The organism is Arthrobacter sp. zg-Y919, assembly GCF_030142045.1.
Lineage (GTDB): Bacteria > Actinomycetota > Actinomycetes > Actinomycetales > Micrococcaceae > Arthrobacter_B.
In genome coordinates, this window is record NZ_CP126242.1 from 2,184,366 (window position 1) to 2,202,020 (window position 17,655).

The following is a 17,655-nucleotide window of genomic DNA, read 5'->3' on the forward strand; positions in this document are numbered from 1 at the left end:
TGCCCTAGATGGTCACCACATCTCAACCGAAAGCGTAGAAGTACCTTTATGCCACTTGATATCTTCATTCCCTACTGGGGCGATCCTGATTACATGATGGACACCGTCCAGAGCGTCCTCGCGCAAACGAGCGACGACTGGCTGCTCACGGTAGTGGACGACGCCTATCCGGACACCACCGTGCGGGACTACTTTGCCGGCGTCGAGGATCCGCGGATTAAGTACATTCGAAAAGAGTCCAACGAGGGCATCACTGCCAACTACCGGACGTGCGTCTCCATGGCGACACAGGAAGTCATCACCATCCTGGGGTCGGACGACGTCTTGCTGCCGAATTATGTCGAGACGATCCTCGAAGCCCATAAGCGTTATCCCAAGGCCGCAGTCATTCAGCCGGGCGTCCAGGTCATAGACGAGTCCGGTGCCCTCACCCGCACCCTTACGGACAGTGTGAAGCAGAACGTGGTGCGGCCCCGGGCTGGTGAATACCGGATCCTCTCCGGAGAAGCACTTGCAGCGAACCTCCTGCATGGAGACTGGCTGTACTGGCCGGCCCTTGCCTTCCGGACCGACAAAATCCGTGACGTGGAGTTCCGGGACGGATTCCCGATCATCCAGGACCTCGCCCTGGTCATGGACATGGTCTTCCGGGGGGAGCAGCTGCTGCTTGTCTCGACCGAGTGCTTCGCCTACCGGCGCCATACCGCCAGCGCTTCATCGTCCAAGCTCGTCGACGGCTCCCGTTTCGCAGGCGAGAGGGAATACTTCGAGCTTGCCGCCACCCAGGCTGACGAGTTGGGCTGGTCCCGGGCCAAGCGTGCAGCCATGCTGCGCTTGACGTCCAGGGCACACGCCCTGACATTGCTGCCCAAAGCTCTTCTGAACCGCAACACCGCAGCCGCCAAGGTCCTCCTCCGCCATAGTTTTGGCCGCTGAACCACCTCCAAGAAAGGCACTTTTGTGAATACCGCACAGACCCCTAAAGCAGGCACGGTCCTGGTCACCGGCGGCGCGGGGTTTATTGGCTGCTCCATCTCCCAGGCACTGGTCGAGTCCTTCGACCGCGTGGTAGTCATTGACAGCCTCCACCCCCAGATCCATCCTTCGGCCGAGAGGCCTGCAGAGCTCGCACCCGGTGCAGAGCTGTTCGTTGGAGACATCACCGTGGCTGCGGATCTGGACCGTCTCCTTGAAGACGTCACCCCCGACGTCGTCATCCATCTGGCAGCCGAAACCGGCACCGGCCAGTCCCTGGAGGAATCGACACGGCATGCCATGACCAATGTGGTGGGTACCTCCACCGTGCTGGATGCGCTCAACCGCCACAAGAAGCTTCCGCGCCGGATTGTCCTGACCAGCAGCCGTGCCGTTTACGGCGAGGGTGCCTGGCGCCGGGCTGGGTCCGGCGAGCTGTTCTACCCGGGCCAGCGCACCAGCGAAACGCTGGAAGCGAGCCAGTGGGACTTCCCCGACGCCGAACCTACCGCCATGAAGGCAGAGGAGATTTTCCCGGCACCGGTCAGCGTCTACGGCGCGACCAAGCTGGCGCAGGAAAACATGATCCAGGCATGGGCCAAGTCGTACGGCGTAGAGACCGCCATCCTCCGCCTGCAGAACGTCTATGGACCCGGCCAGTCGCTCATCAACCCTTACACGGGAATCATGTCGCTCTTCTGCCGCATCGCGAAGTCCGGCAAGTCCATTCCGTTGTACGAGGACGGCGACGTTCGACGCGACTTCATCCTGATCGATGATATTGCTACCGCCGTTGTTGCCGCGGCCACCTCAGCCTCGGTACCGTCCCGGATCCTGGACATCGGCTCCGGAGAGTTCCAGACGATCGGCACGGCCGCAGCACTCATTGCTGCCCATTACGGCGCGCCCGAGCCCCACGTCACCGGACAGTTCCGCCAAGGCGATGTCCGCCATGCCTGGGCCGATGTGCAGGCTGCCGGCGCCGAACTGGGCTGGAAGCCCCGGTACACCCTCGAGGAGGGCATTGACCGCCTGGCACGCTGGATCGACGACCAGCCCAACGTCCAGCCGGTCTAGGGTCCGCGGACACACCGCACCGCACCTGCGGTACCGAAAAGGGGAGCAGTTCCATGAACTGCTCCCCTTTTCCGTGCCTGCCGTCCACACACTGCAGACGGACGCGGCTACTACTCCCGATCGCGCAGGATCTGTTCCAGGAGCGCTTCATTCTCCTGATCGACCACCAGCAGGGCTTCCGGCTCTTCATCGAGAACAGCGGTGACCACTTCCTCAAGCCGGTCAGCGCCGTCGTACAGGGGGAACAGGTGCCAGGAGAGCGTCCAGTTCTTCTCCGTGTACGTACGGGTCAGGCCGCTGTACCACTGCTGGGCCAGGATGGGATCGATCTGGCCCAGCGACGTGGTGAGGTACATGGCCGGCGTGCCCTCGTTGCTTTCCACCGCCCGAATGACGCTCCGGATCTGGTTAGGTACCCCGGCAGCGGCCCGCTGGTCCTGTTCTGTCCGCTCCAGGACGCCGGTCGCGGCAGCCGGCAGCCCAAGCTCCGGCAGGGAAACCGTACTCCCGAAGAACTGGGTGGCGGCGAGGACCGAAACGGCACTGGCGATAACCCTGGCGGTTCCACGCGTGCGGCGGCGGGAACGGCGCTTCAAGGGCGCGGCCGGGAGCCGCACGACGTGCATCACCATAAGGCCAAGAAGTACGAGGCTCATCAGCTGGAGTGCCAGGATGAGCTTCAGCGCGTAGTAGGAAAGTTCCCCCAGATCCGTGATCTGCAGGGCCGACATACCGATGGCCACAAGCACGCCGCTGGCCAGTACAAGGACGCTCCAGCGGGCGCGCAGCTCTGCGGAGCGTGTGGTGGAGTCACGTCCCCTGCGGCTGAACGCGAGGACGTACAGAACTGCGCAGGCCAGGACCAGGAACCACAAAAGACCAAAGTCGACTGCAGGGAACCCACCGCCGGCTGTCAGGACATCAGTTACCTCAACCGAAGCGACCTGATAAAGCGCAACTGCCGTGCCGATCACTGCGGCCACCAGGATGAGGGCCGTTCCGGTCCAGCTGCGCGTAGACATCTTCCAGCGGCTGCGCGAGGCAGGAAGGCAGACCATGACCAAGGCACCGGGAATGAACAGAAGCAGCGGCATCCAGTTGTTCGCTATTCCCACCACAGCTGATGCTGCGGCGGCGAGAGGAATCGCCATGGTCAAACGGTCCATGGAGACCGTCAGGAGAACAGCGGCTGCCGTCAGGGAAACGGCAAGGAAGAAGTTGGCGAAACCGTGCATAAAGGCGGAGGCACCCGGGCCGAGCACCCATCCCGCCGCGACCAGGGCTGCGACCGGAGCCCCGAGCAGCTGGTTGTGGCGGAACCTCGGCAGAGCGCACAGACCCGCTGCCACCATCACCACAGCCAGCACGACGACGACGGCCGACAGGTTCGCGTAGCTGACAAGCTCCGCCGCCGCCGTCGTCGGTCCATCACCGTGCACCAGTTCGGAGAGGGTGGCCAGCAGGGAGTGGAATCCCTGCGGGTAGTCGTTGAAGGACCATTGGCTGCCGTCCGGGCTTGGGGGCAGCAGAGGAATGACCTGACCCTCGGTCCGGAGCATGTAGAACATGTTGAAGTGCGAAGCGTGGTCCCACCGGGTGGACAGCAGGGACAAGGCCTGGTCCATCCCGCGCACTGTCAGGTAATTGAGCTGTACGGAGGCCGCACCAACTCCCGCCAGCAGCGGGATGAAGTCAATGGGGCTGATCCGCGGCAGCAGCCGGCCTGCTCCCCTGCCGCCTGCCAACCCGCCGGCCGTCGCCGCTGCCACGGCACCAGCGGCGATTGCCAGGACCAGTGTCCCGCGGTCCGGGAGCAGATTAGGCCAGGGAACCCACCAGAGCATCGGAACGCCACCCAGCAGAATCGGGAAGGTCAGAAGAATCCTGCGGGAAAGTGTCCGTCCAACGGGCAGGAGTAGGACGAGTGCGAGGAGGACAGCGATCATGACCAGACCGTTGAGGACCCCTGCAGCCCGCAGCAGCACAACCAAGGCAAATACCACGATACCGGCGAGGGCTCCGGCGGTGGTTGGGGGCAGGGTCCTGCGCGACGGAGACGGAGCGGCGAGTTCAGGGCCGCGGGTCTGGGTAACCGTCATTTGTTCAAGACCGTGGGAGCAGCTGCCGCCGCCGCGGCCGCGGGCCGGGAAGCTTCCACCGGTGCGGGCTCCGGATGAGAGGCAGAAGGAGCTTTCTTCCTGCGTCCGCGGACCCGGCGCATAACGGGACGCTCAACGAGCAGCCAGCTGGCTATGGCCAGCGGAACGGCCACCACGGTCGCCAGTACCGTGAACGGCAGCAGACCCAGCTCATGGATGCCGTAAACGGCAAGCAGCTGCTGCACGGGGAAGGCATATATATAGAGGCCGTACGAGACGTCGTTCCGCTTGATCAGGTTCGGGGACGGGAGCCAAAGGGAAATCCACAGAATGCCGTAGCAGATAAAGACGGCCGAGGCTGCGCCGCCCCAGCCGGGAACGAAAGCCGTAATCAGGACGGCGGCAAGGATCGACAGGACCGCCGGAAGCCAATGGATACCGATCCGGTCCTTCCAGACCTGTACCACTGCACCGCCCAGGAAGAAGGGCAGCAGTTGGAAGAGGAGACGGAAATCGAAGTTGTTCTGGACGTAGGGCAAAACGGTGTCGATGTTCGCCCGGACCAGGACGCTGCCTGCAAATGCCGCCGTCATCAGCCAGGGGGATTTCCGGAAGAACGCAAAGCAGCCCAGGACAGCAACGACCAGGTAACAGACAAACTCGTAGTACAAGCTCCACAGGGAACCATTCCAGGCACCTGCGTAGGGGACGTTAAGCGGGGTCCCGGCCACGTCGTACGTGGTCATCTTCAAGCCCATGTTGGAGAAGACATAGTTCAAGGGAGTGGTTCCGGTTCCGAAGAAGCCGTCCAGGTTGCCCTTGGCCGCCACGTAGCCGATGGGCGCAAATACAGCCGCAACAACGACGAGGCAGACCACGAAAGCCGGCATGATCCGTGCCACCCGGTGAACGAGGTAGTCCCCCAAACCATGGGTGTAGCGGCTTGCGGTAATCAAGTAGCCACTGACCACGAAGAAGCCGGCTATTGCCCAGCCGCCCAGGGTGTCCCCCGCGAAACCGGGTTCGTTATGGGACCCGGACAGGGGCCAGCTATGGTGCACCAGAACAACCAGCGCAAGCAGCAGGCGGATCAGGTTAAGGCTGTTGTTTCGGGCATCAAACTGCTTCCCGATCCAGAGCTGACCTGCTGAACGATCGATTCTTGACACTGGCCCTCCCGACCATAGACAACTATCCATGATAACCCAGCGGTCAGTGACCGCTGTCGACGCATGAAAGGGCCGCGGGTTCCGCGGGCAGCCATCCTACCGCCCCAATTTTGCCGGTTATAGGGCACAGGGGATACTGCATACTATGCGTGGCATCATTCTGGCCGGAGGAACCGGTTCCCGACTCCATCCCATTACCCTGGGCATCAGCAAGCAGCTGGTACCCGTCTACGACAAGCCGATGATCTACTATCCGCTGTCCACCCTCATCCTGGCGGGGATCAGGGACATCCTGATTATCACGACGCCGCATGACTCGGAACAGTTCAAACGTCTCCTTGGCGACGGCTCGCAATTCGGCGTGTCCCTGACCTACACGGAGCAGCCCACACCGGACGGCCTCGCACAGGCATTTGTCCTCGGCGAGGACCACATCGGTTCAGACACCGTGGCCTTGGTGCTGGGCGACAACATCTTCTATGGCCATGGAATGGGAACGCAGCTTCGCCGGTTTGCGGATGTCGATGGCGGCGCCGTGTTCGGCTATTGGGTCGCCGATCCGACGTCCTACGGAGTCGTAGAGTTCATGCCGGATGGCACGGCCCTGTCACTTGAAGAGAAGCCCGCCGTACCGAAGAGCAATTACGCCGTTCCCGGGCTGTATTTCTATGGCAACGACGTTATCGAGAAGGCCCACAATCTGAAGCCGTCCCCCCGAGGCGAGCTGGAAATTACCGACATTAACAAGGCATACCTGGCCGAGGGCCGCCTGCAGGTGGATATCCTGCCGCGCGGCACGGCCTGGCTGGATACCGGAACGTTCGACTCCCTCAACGATGCCTCCAACTTCATCCGCACGGTCGAAAGCCGTCAGGGCTTGAAGATCGGTGCCCCGGAAGAGATTGCCTGGCGCTCGGGATTCCTCACGGACGACGAGCTGCGGGCCCGCGCGGAGCCCCTCGTGAAGAGCGGCTACGGCGAGTATCTGCTGACTCTGCTCGCCCAAGGAAAATAGTCCGGCCCGACGGCCCATGCCGCCTGCGCTGTCCCGCTTCCTGCGGGCATAACCACGATAGGAACTGAATGGACTGGCTCGAAGCCATCCCTGTGATACTTGCTGCCGCGGCAATCCTCTTTATTCCAGGCCTGGCGGTGACCCTGGCGCTGCGGCTTCGGGTTTTCGACGCCGTGGCGCTTGCCCCGCTGGTGACCATCACCTTTATCAGTGTTGGGGCCATGGTGGCCTCGCTCGCCGGGATCTCCTGGAGCATCGCGGTTCCGCTGGCCGGTGCCGCACTGGTGGCTGTGCTCGCACTGCTGGTCGGCCGCCGGGCTGGCGTGGACTCTCCTGCCCAGCGGTTCGGAAGAATCAGGGGTGACCTGCTGTTCTTCACCGGCGCCGCCGTGGCCTTCCTCATCATCGCCCTGCAGGTGGTCAGGGTTGTCGGAAGTCCTGAGGCTTTTTCCCAGTCGTTTGACAATATCTTCCACCTGAACGCGGTCCACCACATCACCGAAACCGGCGATGCTTCCTCCCTGACGGTTGAATCCATGACCGCTGGCGACGGGCCGGTCTCCTTCTATCCTGCCGCCTGGCACGGCTTCATGTCGCTGATCGTCCAGCTCACGGGCGCCCCTCTGACCGTCTGCATCAGCGCCGGAAACATAGTCCTCGCCGCCATGGTCTGGCCGCTTTCCGCTCTTTTCGCTGTTCGCCAGTTGGCCAAACTCGTGCCAGCGGCAAAGGTGGGCGCCGGCGTCCTGGTTGCAGCTTTCCCGGCTTTCCCCATCCTCCTGCTCGACTTCGGAGTCATTTATCCGAATTTCATGGCACTGGCGCTGGTTCCTGCCGGCCTGGCCATTGCCGCCGTCGTTTTCGGTCAGGCGCCCGAAGCGAAATTCAGTGTCAAAACCGGCGTTGCCCTGGGCGCGCTTACCTACCCGGGAATCGCCATCGCCCACCCCAACGGCATGATGACCCTGCTTCTGCTCGCTGTCCCCTTGGTGATTGGCGCCTATTGCTTCCTGATAGGTTCGCTGCGTTCACGCGGTGCCGGCGCCCGGTCGTTCATCCTGCCCACCGTGGTGTTAGCAGCCGTTCTGGCGTTGTTCGCGGTCCTGTGGAACGTTATCCGTCCGCCCGAAGTGGCTGCGATTTGGGAGCGGGTGGAGACCTCTGCCCAAGCCTTCGGCGAAGCACTTCTCAATGCACCCTTTGGGCGGCCTGTAGCCCTTGTGGTGAGTGTGCTGGCCATTGTCGGTGTTGCGGCCTGTTTGAAAAACAAGCGGCTGTGGTGGCTCCCGGCGTCCTACCTGGTGTCCATCGGTGTCTTCGTCATCGTTGCCGGGTTTGAAAGCACGGACTTCCGGGATTTCGTGACGGGTGTCTGGTACAACGACGCTTACCGCCTTGCCGCGGTCCTGCCTCTTGTTGCCGCTCCCCTGTCCATTCTGGGCCTCAACGCCGTGCTTACCGGGCTCTGGCGCCGTGCCGCTTCCCGGGGCTCCCTTGCAAGAGCCGTTGCCGGGCTGACCCCGCGCAGGCGTACGGTTCTTACCGCAGCCGCAGCTGTAGCTGCCGTGGCCGTCCTTCTTCCGCTAACGCAGGGCCGAAACATGGATGACGCCGTGGCGCGTGCCAGCAGCATGTATGCCCTCACAGACGACTCTGCCCTCGTCTCGACCGACGAGCTCGAACTCATGGAGCAGCTGGACGAACTGGTCCCCGAAGATGCCACTGTGGCAGTCAATCCCTACACCGGCGGTGCGCTGGCGTATGCCTTCGGTGACAGGGATACCACGCACAAGCACACCCTCGACACCGTCAGTGAAGACATCATCACGGTGGAGAAGTACCTTCGCGACGCCGACGAGCGGCCGGAGGTCTGCGCCGCCGCGGCGGAAGAGAACGTCGAGTACGTACTGGACCTTGGCCGGAAGGAAGTCCACGGCGGCGACCACCGGTACCCCGGGATTGAGAAGCTGCGCGGATCGGACGACTTTGAGCTGGTGAAGGCTGTGGGTAACGCCCGGCTGTACGAGTTCATCGGCTGCTGAGAGACTGGCCCCGCGTTAACGCAGAGAAGTGTTCCAGTACCTATCTGGAACACTTCTCTGCGTGGCGGTTTTTTCCTAGCCGGCCCGCAGCTTGGTAACGACCTCATGCACAGGACCGTCCATAACGATGTGTCCGTGTTCTAGCAGGATCCCCCGGTCACAGATCCTTGAAACCAGGTCCAGGTCGTGGCTGACGACGACGAGCGTCTTTCCCTCGCCGGCCAGCTCCTTGATCTTGTCGATGCACTTTTTCTGGAACGGTTCGTCACCGACGGCCAGGATTTCGTCCACAAGGAAGACCTCGGGATCCGTGTGCACGGCGACCGAGAACGCCAGCCGGAGGTACATACCGGAGGAATAGAACTTGACCTCGGTATCTATGAACTGGCCGATCTCGGAGAACTCGACAATAGAGTCGAACTTTTCGTCGATTTCCTGCTCGGTCATGCCCAGGATCGCGCCATTCAGGTAGACGTTGTCCCGTCCGCTGAGGTCATGGTGGAAACCCGCGCCAACCTCGATCAGGCCGGCCACCCGTCCACGGGTGCCAACCGTCCCGGTATCGGGCCTCATAACCCCCGAGATGTGCTTGAGCAGCGTGGACTTGCCGGAACCGTTCAAGCCCAGCAGCGCGACCGTCTCCCCCTGCTCAATGTCCAGGGAGACGCCTTTGAGTGCATGGAACTTCTCGGAGAGATCACCCTTGCGGCCCTTGATCAGCCAGACAAAGGCTTCCTTCATGGAGCGGGTGTGCCGCAGGACGAACTGCTTGTTGACGTTATGTACTTCAATGGCATTTGCCACGGCTCACAGCTCCTGCGCGAAACGGCCTTCAAGGCGACGGAAAACGAGCTGGCCAAGCAGCAGGACCGCTGCCGATATGGCCAGGGCGACGGGTATCCACATGGACAGCAGGTGCGGGGGAATACCCTCCGCACCGTCCGTGGTTGGCAGCCAGAACGCGTAGTGGAAGGCTTCCACGCCCACAGTGATCGGGTTCAACTGGTAGAGGTTGAAGTACGTCTCCCCCAGCGTGCGGTGCACCATCTGCCAGGAATACAGCACCGGCGAGGCCCAGGTCGCGATCATCAGCAGCATGTCCACGAGGTTCTCGGCATCACGGAAGTAGACGTTCACAGCCCCGAACAGCAGCCCCAGCCCCGTGGCAAGCAATGCCACGATGATGAATCCCGCGGCCGCGGCCGCCAGCTGGAGCAGGGAGGGGCGCCATCCGTTGAAAAGGCATGCGATCAACAGAATGACGATCTGCGGAACGAAGTGCACCCCGGAGACCCAGACCGACGCGACAGGAAAGAGCTGCCGCGGCAGGTAGATCTTCTTGATCAGCCCACCGTTTCCAACGATGGACCGGGATGCGTTGCTTAGCGCCTCAGTGAAGAAGTTGATTAGGACAATGCCCGAGAACAGGTAGATCGCGTAGTTGGGCAGCCCGTCTGGATTGCGGTCGCTCTGCTCCTGGTTCAGGAAAACGCCCAGGGCAATGTAGAAGACAACGAACTGCACGCCTGGTTTCACGTAGGACCACAGGAGTCCGAGGATGGATCCGCGGTAGCGGACCTTCAGTTCCTTGGAAACGAGGAGCTTCAGCAGGAAGCGGGAGCGGACTATGTCCGCCAGTCCCGCTCCCCGCCCGGGGGTTTCCAGTGCACCGGTGGCCAAGCTTATTTACTCTCTTCCGAGTGCTGCTCGAACGTGCTCTTCCACGCTTCGAAGGACGTGATTTCCGGAAGCGCTTCGCGGTACTGGTCGCTGAGGCTCTGCCAGTTCTTGAGGATTTCCGCGTTGAGGCGGAGGCTTTCCGCCAGCAGGACACGCAGCTGCTTCGGGTCGCGCTGGTACCAGGAAGCCCCGGTACCTTCAGCATTGGAGACAACCGCACTGTCGTACTGGGACATGCGCCACCACTTGTTGTCCTGGTGGGCGATGTAGGCCTGCGGGTGTTCCTTGCTGGTCTGCGGAATCTTCTTGGTCAGCTGGCGCACCACGGTCTTGGCGGCCCAAGGAATCAGCGTGGCGTAGGACGGCGCCGCGAAGCCCTGGCCGTGCCGCGGCGGCTTGTGCATGACCGGTGCCGGGAAGGCCTCCGGTTCCGACTGGATCTGCGAATCGCTGAATTCCTTGGCCATCGCGCGGATCTCCGGCAGCTTCGTCGGCAGCAGCTCATGTAGATGCCCCGGCCCCTTGAGCAGGTCGCGCATCGCCATGACGCGTCCCTGTGCGGTGTAGTACTGCATCGAGATCAGGTGCTTCAGGTCGATGTAGCCGGTTTCGCGGACTACGCGGCCGCCATGCTCGTACGGGCTGTGGATCAGCGCCGCGATCATCCGGTTGCGGGTATGGAAGTAGGCCTGCCAGCCGACAAGGTCGTCCTTGTCGATCCAAGAGACATGCCAGACGGCGGAACCGGGCATCGAGACCGTCGGGTAGCCGGCGCTCTTGGCACGCAGCCCGTATTCGGCGTCGTCCCACTTGATGAAAACCGGCAGCGAAAGTCCGATGTCACGGATCACCTGAGTGGGGATCAGGCACATCCACCAGCCGTTGTAATCCACGTCCACCCGGCGGTGCATCCAAGAGGTCTGGCGCAGATTGGAGCGGACGAAGTCGTGGCCCAGGCTCATCTCGGCATGGGGCTGGTCGGGCTGGAAACGGTACGAATTGACCGTCTCGCCGAAGGTGTGCAGGACCGTGCGGTTGTACAGGTCGAACATGTGGCCACCCACGATGGTGGGGGTCTTGCACCTGTCGGCGAAGGTCAACAGCCGCGAGATGCTCTCGGGCTCCATCACGACGTCGTCGTCCAGCAGCAGCACATAGTCGCTGCCGCTTTCCACAGCCTCGTACATGCCTCGGGCAAAGCCGCCCGAACCGCCGAGATTGGCCTGGTTGACGATGCGCAGCTTGCCCCCGAGCATTGCCTCGACCTCGGCGAAGCCCTCTGCATCGGCAACCTTCTGGGTACCCTGATCGACAATCAGGACTTCCTTGACGTTGGCCAGCGCTTCCGGGTGCTCACCAAGGATGCGCAGGTTGTTGATGCAGAACGACGTCTTGTTCAGCGTCGTGATTTCCAGGGTGACGGTGCCCGACTTGACCGGTTCTCCGGGCGCCTGCCATTCCGCTTCCTCCAGGACAAAGGACTTGGATCCCGCGACCAGGTCGAACCAGTACCAGCCGCCGTCGCCGAACGGGTTCAGGCTCAACTCGAAGGTGCTGACTTCCTCCCCCGTGACCCGCTGGGTCTGCACGTGCTGGAGGGCGCCGCGCGCACTGGACTTGTAGACGCTGACCGCACCTGTGCCGACGGTCCGGACCCTCAGCCTGACGGTTTCCAGGTTGGTCCAGCGGCGCCAGTAGCTGGCCGGGAACGCATTGAAGTAGGTGCCGAATGAAGCACGCTCACCGGCGCGCACCGACGTGGAATGCCGGGAGAGGAAGTCTTCGGCGTGCACTTCCTTGTTCGGGGCGGATGACACGAGCGGACTGGAAGGCTTGGACTTGGCGTCGCCGTTCATGGTGGACAGCTGCACGCCCGTGGCGCTGCCGGTGTCCATGTAGAGGGGGACGGTGTCCAACTGGTTCAGCGAAGGAAGAATGACGCGTTGCAGCGTGGACCAGTGCTGCTCTGCACTGTCCTCGTCCGGCTGGCGTTCCACTATGGCGTTGCTCACGCGTCTACTCCTCCGCTTTCCAGCTTTGCTCCACCGGTGAAGTGGGGCTTGATCTTGTTGTCGAACATCGACAGCGCCGACCCGATGGCCATATGCATGTCAAGGTACTTGTAGGTGCCCAGGCGGCCGCCGAAGAGGACGTCTTTTTCCCCCTTGGCGAGGTCGCGGTAGGCCAGCAGTTTTGCCCGGTCCTCGGCTGTGTTGACGGGGTAGTACGGCTCATCGCCTTTTTCCGCGAAGCGGGAGAATTCACGCATGATGACGGTGGCATCCTTGGTGTACTCGCGCTCGGGATGGAAGTGGCGGAATTCGTGGATCCGCGTGTACGGAACGTCCTCGTCCGGGTAGTTCATCACCGAGGTGCCCTGGAAGTCCTCGACCGGAAGGACCTCTTCCTCGAGGTCGATCGTGCGCCAGGAGAGGTCGCCCTCGGCGTAGTCGAAGTAACGGTCGACGGCGCCGGTGTAGATGACCGGCACCTGTCCGAGGGTGCTGTTCCGGGAGAACTCGTGGCCTTCGTCGAAGAAGTCGGTCTTCAGGTGCACCTGGATGTTTGGGTGGTCGGCCATCCGTTCGATCCATGCGGTGTACCCGTCGACGGGCAGGCCCTCGTACTTGTCGTTGAAGTACCGGTTGTCGTAGTTGTACCGGACGGGCAGCCGGCTGATAATCTCCGCCGGGAGGTCCTTGGGGTCTGTCTGCCACTGCTTGCCGGTGTAGTACTTGATAAAGGCCTCGTACAGCGGGCGGCCGATCAGCTGGATGCCCTTGTCGTTGAGGTTCGCCGGGTCGGTGCCGGCAAGTTCGCCTGCCTGCTCCTGGATCAGGGCCTTTGCTTCGGCCGGGCCCATCGAGGAACGGAAGAACTGGTTGATCGTGCCCAGGTTGATGGGCATGGAGTACACCTCGCCCTTGTGGCTGGTGTAGACCTTGTGCACGTAGTTGGTGAATTCGGTGAACCGGTTGACGTACTCCCAAACCCGCTCATTCGAGGTGTGGAACAAGTGGGCGCCGTAGCGGTGCACTTCGATTCCGGTCTGGGCTTCGTTCTCGCTATAGGCGTTGCCGCCGATGTGGTGGCGGCGGTCCAGGACCGCGACCTTCAGGCCCAGTTCCTTGGCAGCGCGCTCGGCTACGGTCAGGCCGAAGAAGCCCGACCCAACGACGACGAGGTCAACGTTCACTTGTATCTCCTGTTTGGTACGGCATGGCCGATCCGGCCTATACCCGGGTCAAGGGTATCGGACTATTGCCTTACAGGCACTTTCCACCTCCACTGCGGAACGTGTGTCAGCGGGTGGATACCGCAGTGCGTCCGCTGGTCAACCGCAGGTGTGCCGCAGGAAAGCGGGTGCTCCCCACCGCCATGCGTTTCTGTGCCGCCGCCGTGCCACTTTCCCTCCACAACCCTGGGCGCAGGTGCCGGTTGTCCCCATGCCCGCCCGCATCCCGCTCGGGGTGAAACGCGCTTAATAGGCTGGAAACCGGGCCGGGGCAGGCGAATGTTCGGAGGGTTAATGCTGCTTCACGTAACCGTTGCCGCCGCGCCGGGCGGCACTTTTTCCGTTCCACCGATGCCTCCGCGCGAAGCGGTTATCGACGTCAGGGGTGCGCCATCAGGAAGTGACATCGAGGCCCTGTTCGAGCAACGCTACGGAGCGGGGGCCTATACGGTCCAAGGCTTCCCCCTGCACGACCTGATACCTGGAGTGGCACCTTTTACCAGCGGTGCCGTGATCCTCCGCTCCGCGGGGCCACCCGGCGCGGGGTCCCCGGCAGCAGCACCTGGCCATCTCCCCGCCCCTCCCCTGCTTCTGGCAGTCTGCAGCGGACCCGATGCCGGGCGCGTGGTCCCGCTCCAAAGGGGCAGGTACATCATCGGCCGCACCGTTCAGGACGGGGCAGGCCCGGGCATTGGCATCGCGGATCCAGCCCTGTCCCGCCACCACGCGGAGCTTGTCGTGGGAGCCGAGTCCGTGGTCATCCGCGATCTGGGATCGGCGAACGGCACCTGGGTCGACGGGTGCCGTGTCCGTACAGCAGTGGTGGACACCGGGACCTCCCTTCGGCTGGGCTACAGCCAGGTCCGCCTGTCCCTCCCCGGCGCCTCACCTGAGGTACCGGGGACGCCGCCGGATCTTTTCCAGCCGCTGATCGTCCGGCTGGCGGACCAGGGGCAGAAAACCGGTCTCCTGCTGGTGGGGGCGCTGCTCCCCTTGACCCTTGGTGTGGTGCTGGCCTTGGTGACGGGCCTGTGGATGTCCCTGGCCTTCAGCGCTGTCTCCGCGGTGACGGCGTTGCTCGCGGCTGCCGGTGCCCGCCGCCGGCGACGGGAGGACGCTGCTGCAGTTGCCCGTGCTGTTGAGGAGGACCGCAGCAGACGGATGTTGGCTGCCCCGGACCCCGGGGAGACTGCGCTTGCCGCACATGCGCACCGGAAGCGGGTCGGCGCGCGGTACGCCGCAATGGTGTGCCCGGTGCGGATTGGCGCGGCTACCCAGCCGGCGAACCTGGAAGTGGTTCCGGCCCGCCCGCACTTCACTCCACCTCAAATACCCGAGGCTCCGGTGGTCCTTGCCCTGGGCCGGGACCCCGATATCCGTCTGGACGGCTCCACGGCAGAGGTTGACGCCTGCGCCCGAACGATCCTGATGCAGGCATCCACTGCGGCCGGTCCCCGTGTTGTCTACGCGGGAACACCTTCGGAATTGGAGCTGCACGCACGGTTCCTGCCCGGCGTCACCTTGGCCCCGTTGCCCAGCGCTTCAACCTCTGCGGTGAATGCGGCAGCAGCCACGCTGCGCACCGCGCTGGCAGGGCCTTCAGGGCTGGACGGCCCAGCGGTACGTGTCCTGTTCGTCTCCCGTTCCTGGGCACGGTATGCCGCAGGCCTGCTCACGGCTCTGCCCGAGTCCCTCCAGACACAGATAAGCGTTGTACGGATGGGCGGTCCCCTCGCTGCGATAACGGTGACGCTGGCGCCGGGACGTGGAACGCTGGTGTCACGCAGCGGCTCGTTGGATTTCGTTCCGGACCTGGTCCAACCCCTGACGTTTGAACGGCTTAGCCGGGCACTTGCAGCAGCCGCGGTGCCCCTGGCGGAGCCAACGCGAAGCACAGCCTCCGGAGAGCTTCCTTCGGCTACGGCTTTCGGGGCCTGCCACCGCCTGTCCCCGGAGCTGCTCCTGCGCGGCTGGCAGGACAGGACACAGGAGCTGAAAGCCGTCGTCGGGGTTACCGAGTCCGGGCCCGTGACCCTGGCCCTGGACAAGGACGGTCCGCATTTCCTGGTGGCTGGAACCACGGGATCCGGCAAGTCCGAGTTCCTGCGTACCTTTGTGGCTTCGTTGGCTGTTTCCCAGCCGCCCAGCGCCTTCACCTTCTTGCTCATTGATTTCAAGGGTGGGTCCGGATTGGCGCCCCTTGCCTCACTCCCCCATGCGGTGGGGCTCCTGACCGATCTCACCGCGGAGAACGTCTCGCGCGCCTTGGTTTCCCTGCGTGCGGAACTCCGCCGCCGGGAGTCGCTGCTGTCCGCCGCCGGGGTGGACAACCTCGCTGCCTATAATTCCGGACGGGCCGCAGCCCAGGGCCTCCCCCGGCTGCTGGTAGTGATCGACGAGTTCCGGATGCTGGCTGACGAAGTACCCGGTGCCGTAACCGACCTCCTCCGGATCGCTGCCGTTGGACGCTCCCTCGGCCTGCATCTGCTCCTGGCAACACAGCGTCCCCAAGGGGCCGTCAGCACGGACATCCGGGCGAACATCGCCACCAGCGTTGCACTGCGCGTCCAATCGGCTGCCGAGTCCCGGGATGTCATCAGCACCGACTCCGCGGCCGCAATTCCACCTGAAATGCCGGGACGGGCCTACCTCAGGAAAGGGAGCCATCCACCGCAACCGTTCCAAAGCCTTTCAACCTCGCTGCGCAGCGGCGCCACCCACGCGGAGCTGCGGGAACTGGACGAATACTTCGCCTCCTCCAGCGTCGAAGGCACGGAAACCACCGCTGACCCGGATGCACTGGACCGGCTGGTTTCGGAGCTCAGGGAGGCTGCCGCGGCTGGAGGGTATTCCGCTCCTTTCCCCCCGGTGCAGCAGCCACTCCCCGCTGCCCTGAGCCCCGAGCTGCTCTCCCGCATCCAAAGGCCAGCGGGAGCTGACGGCATCCTACTCGGCCTGCTCGATGAACCCGGTCAGCAGCGCCTGCGGGATTTGAGCTGGCATCCCCGCCGGGATTCGCACCTGGCGGTGCTCGGCGCCCCGAGGTCGGGGGCACCGGACTGCCTCAACCTCACCGTGTCGGCCCACCTTGCCGCGCTGCCCGGCAGGCACCTTTATGTCCTGGATGCCGACGGCAGCCTGGCCTGGCTTGCAGCGGCGGAACAGACCGGCGCCTACACGGGTCCTTCGGACACCCATCGGGCCGCCCGGGTCCTCGCCTACCTCGCGGGACAAATACTGCACCGGCTGGCACCCCCGGCACCTACCGCCGCGGAGTCCCGGGGCCAGGACAGACGCTCACCGGCGGCAGGCTCCGGGAAGGACGACGCCGGATTACCGCCCGCAGGAATCACCCTCATCATTACGGGCTGGGCCCGGTGGTGCACCGCGTTTCGGTCCGGACGCGGATTGTCCGGCGAAGAGGACCTGGCCGACCTTGTCCGTGATGGGGAACGGGCGGATATCTGCGTGGTCCTGGCCGGCGACCGTGAAGTCCTTGGCGCCCGTTTTTTCCCGTTGATCCCCAACCGGATGTTCTTCCCGGCAGAGGCCAGCGCGGAAACGCTGCTCCTCTGGCCCCGCCTCCCACCCATGGACCGGGTCAGGGGACGCGCCCTCGTACAGGGCAGATGCGGAACGCCGGAAGGCCTGTCGGCCCAGATGCTGGACCCGCAGCTCCCCGTCGACCCGGATCGGCTGCCCTCCCTGCCACCCGGGAGCCCCCGGCCGCACCGGATTGAAAGCCTGCCTGCGGTCGTTCCTCCGGAAACATTGGGGAAGGCCTCCTCGGCTGAGTGGCTACCCGTCGGCGTTTCCGGTGACGAATTGGATACCGCTTCAGTCCGGATCCCGTCCGGTTCGGTGTTCCTGGTTGCCGGCCCCCGTGGCTCCGGACGGACGTCCTTTTTGCGGCAGCTGCGGCGGTCGGCGGACCCGGCCCTGTGCTGCCTGGCATCCTCGCCCGAAGAAGTGGAACGCGCTGTTTCGGCGTTGGAGCACCGGCCGGATGAGCTTAGGGGTTTCCTGCTCCTTGTAGACGACGCGGATTCACTCCCGGCCCCTATCCACCGGAAATTGGCAGACCTGCAGATCCTGGGGGTACGGCTGGCGCTGGCGGGGGTTTCGGGGCACCAGCTGGCGGCACGCGTCCCGCTCGCCCTACAGGTACGTTCGTCACCTCACGGCGCCCTGCTTCGGCCTCTGGCACCGGCCGACGGCGATATCTTCGGGGTCCGTATCGACCCCGGCCTCCGGCGGCCGCCCGGCAGATGCTATCTCGTCGAGGGAACGGACATCCGTGAGGCACAGACCGCGTACAGTCCGGCCGGATGACCCTGGGTGCGGGCTGCGCTGCAGTCCAGAT

At 63.8% G+C, this 17,655-nt stretch carries 11 protein-coding genes; 5 read left to right on the plus strand and 6 right to left on the minus strand.

Going from position 1 to position 17,655, the window contains the following annotated elements; genetic code table 11:
• The first annotated feature begins 48 nt into the window (after positions 1 to 48).
• Both QNO10_RS10280 and QNO10_RS10285 read left to right on the plus strand, forming a co-directional pair.
• Positions 49 to 936 carry a glycosyltransferase family 2 protein gene (locus QNO10_RS10280; protein ID WP_229950469.1) on the plus strand — a complete coding sequence of 296 codons (888 nt, stop codon included), beginning with the start codon at positions 49 to 51 and terminating at the stop codon, positions 934 to 936.
• 24 nt (positions 937 to 960) lie between these two features.
• A complete protein-coding gene (locus QNO10_RS10285) occupies positions 961 to 2,052 on the plus strand; it encodes an NAD-dependent epimerase/dehydratase family protein (RefSeq protein ID WP_229950466.1) in 1,092 nt (363 codons plus the stop codon).
• Positions 2,053 to 2,162: 110 nt separating this feature from the next.
• Here the strand turns inward: QNO10_RS10285 and QNO10_RS10290 are convergent, their stop codons facing one another.
• Both QNO10_RS10290 and QNO10_RS10295 read right to left on the minus strand, forming a co-directional pair.
• Positions 2,163 to 4,151 (minus strand): hypothetical protein, encoded by a 1,989-nt coding sequence (locus QNO10_RS10290; protein ID WP_229950464.1) that lies wholly within the window; start codon positions 4,149 to 4,151, stop codon positions 2,163 to 2,165.
• The gene (locus QNO10_RS10295; protein WP_229950461.1) at positions 4,148 to 5,320 is read right to left on the minus strand and encodes an acyltransferase family protein; all 1,173 of its coding nucleotides are present in this window, start codon (positions 5,318 to 5,320) and stop codon (positions 4,148 to 4,150) included. The genes QNO10_RS10290 and QNO10_RS10295 overlap by 4 nt, the downstream gene beginning before the upstream one ends.
• Positions 5,321 to 5,465: 145 nt before the next feature.
• Between QNO10_RS10295 and rfbA the strand changes: the two genes are divergently transcribed.
• Entirely contained in the window at positions 5,466 to 6,335 is an 870-nt protein-coding gene (gene rfbA, locus QNO10_RS10300) for a glucose-1-phosphate thymidylyltransferase RfbA (RefSeq protein ID WP_229950459.1), read from the plus strand.
• 68 nt (positions 6,336 to 6,403) lie between these two features.
• A complete protein-coding gene (locus QNO10_RS10305; RefSeq protein WP_229950456.1) occupies positions 6,404 to 8,377 on the plus strand; it encodes a DUF6541 family protein in 1,974 nt (657 codons plus the stop codon).
• A 75-nt stretch (positions 8,378 to 8,452) separates the two neighbouring features.
• On the opposite strand, the gene QNO10_RS10310 is transcribed toward QNO10_RS10305, so the two are convergent.
• The 4 genes from QNO10_RS10310 to glf form a co-directional block, all read right to left on the minus strand.
• Positions 8,453 to 9,181 carry an ABC transporter ATP-binding protein gene (locus tag QNO10_RS10310; protein ID WP_229950454.1) on the minus strand — a complete coding sequence of 243 codons (729 nt, stop codon included), beginning with the start codon at positions 9,179 to 9,181 and terminating at the stop codon, positions 8,453 to 8,455.
• Between the two features lie 3 nt (positions 9,182 to 9,184).
• The gene (locus tag QNO10_RS10315; RefSeq protein WP_231707677.1) at positions 9,185 to 10,057 is read right to left on the minus strand and encodes an ABC transporter permease; all 873 of its coding nucleotides are present in this window, start codon (positions 10,055 to 10,057) and stop codon (positions 9,185 to 9,187) included.
• 2 nt (positions 10,058 to 10,059) lie between these two features.
• Positions 10,060 to 11,952, minus strand: a complete 1,893-nt coding sequence (locus tag QNO10_RS10320; RefSeq protein ID WP_231707686.1) for a glycosyltransferase — start codon at positions 11,950 to 11,952, stop codon at positions 10,060 to 10,062.
• A 113-nt stretch (positions 11,953 to 12,065) separates the two neighbouring features.
• Positions 12,066 to 13,253, minus strand: coding sequence for a UDP-galactopyranose mutase (gene glf, locus QNO10_RS10325; protein ID WP_229950449.1), 1,188 nt, complete (start codon positions 13,251 to 13,253; stop codon positions 12,066 to 12,068).
• Positions 13,254 to 13,643: 390 nt separating this feature from the next.
• Here glf and QNO10_RS10330 point away from each other — a divergent pair, with 390 nt between their 5' ends.
• Complete coding sequence (locus QNO10_RS10330; protein WP_231707684.1) at positions 13,644 to 17,624, plus strand: FtsK/SpoIIIE domain-containing protein; 3,981 nt, start codon at positions 13,644 to 13,646, stop codon at positions 17,622 to 17,624.
• Positions 17,625 to 17,655: the final 31 nt, after the last annotated feature.

Coding starts and splice junctions, on each gene's coding strand:
- QNO10_RS10280 (WP_229950469.1), top strand. CDS start 49: ATGCCACTTGATATCTTCATTCCCTACTGGGGCGATCCTGATTACATG.
- QNO10_RS10290 (WP_229950464.1), bottom strand. CDS start 4,151: ATGACGGTTACCCAGACCCGCGGCCCTGAACTCGCCGCTCCGTCTCCG.
- rfbA (WP_229950459.1), top strand. CDS start 5,466: ATGCGTGGCATCATTCTGGCCGGAGGAACCGGTTCCCGACTCCATCCC.
- QNO10_RS10305 (WP_229950456.1), top strand. CDS start 6,404: ATGGACTGGCTCGAAGCCATCCCTGTGATACTTGCTGCCGCGGCAATC.
- QNO10_RS10320 (WP_231707686.1), bottom strand. CDS start 11,952: ATGGACACCGGCAGCGCCACGGGCGTGCAGCTGTCCACCATGAACGGC.
- QNO10_RS10330 (WP_231707684.1), top strand. CDS start 13,644: ATGCCTCCGCGCGAAGCGGTTATCGACGTCAGGGGTGCGCCATCAGGA.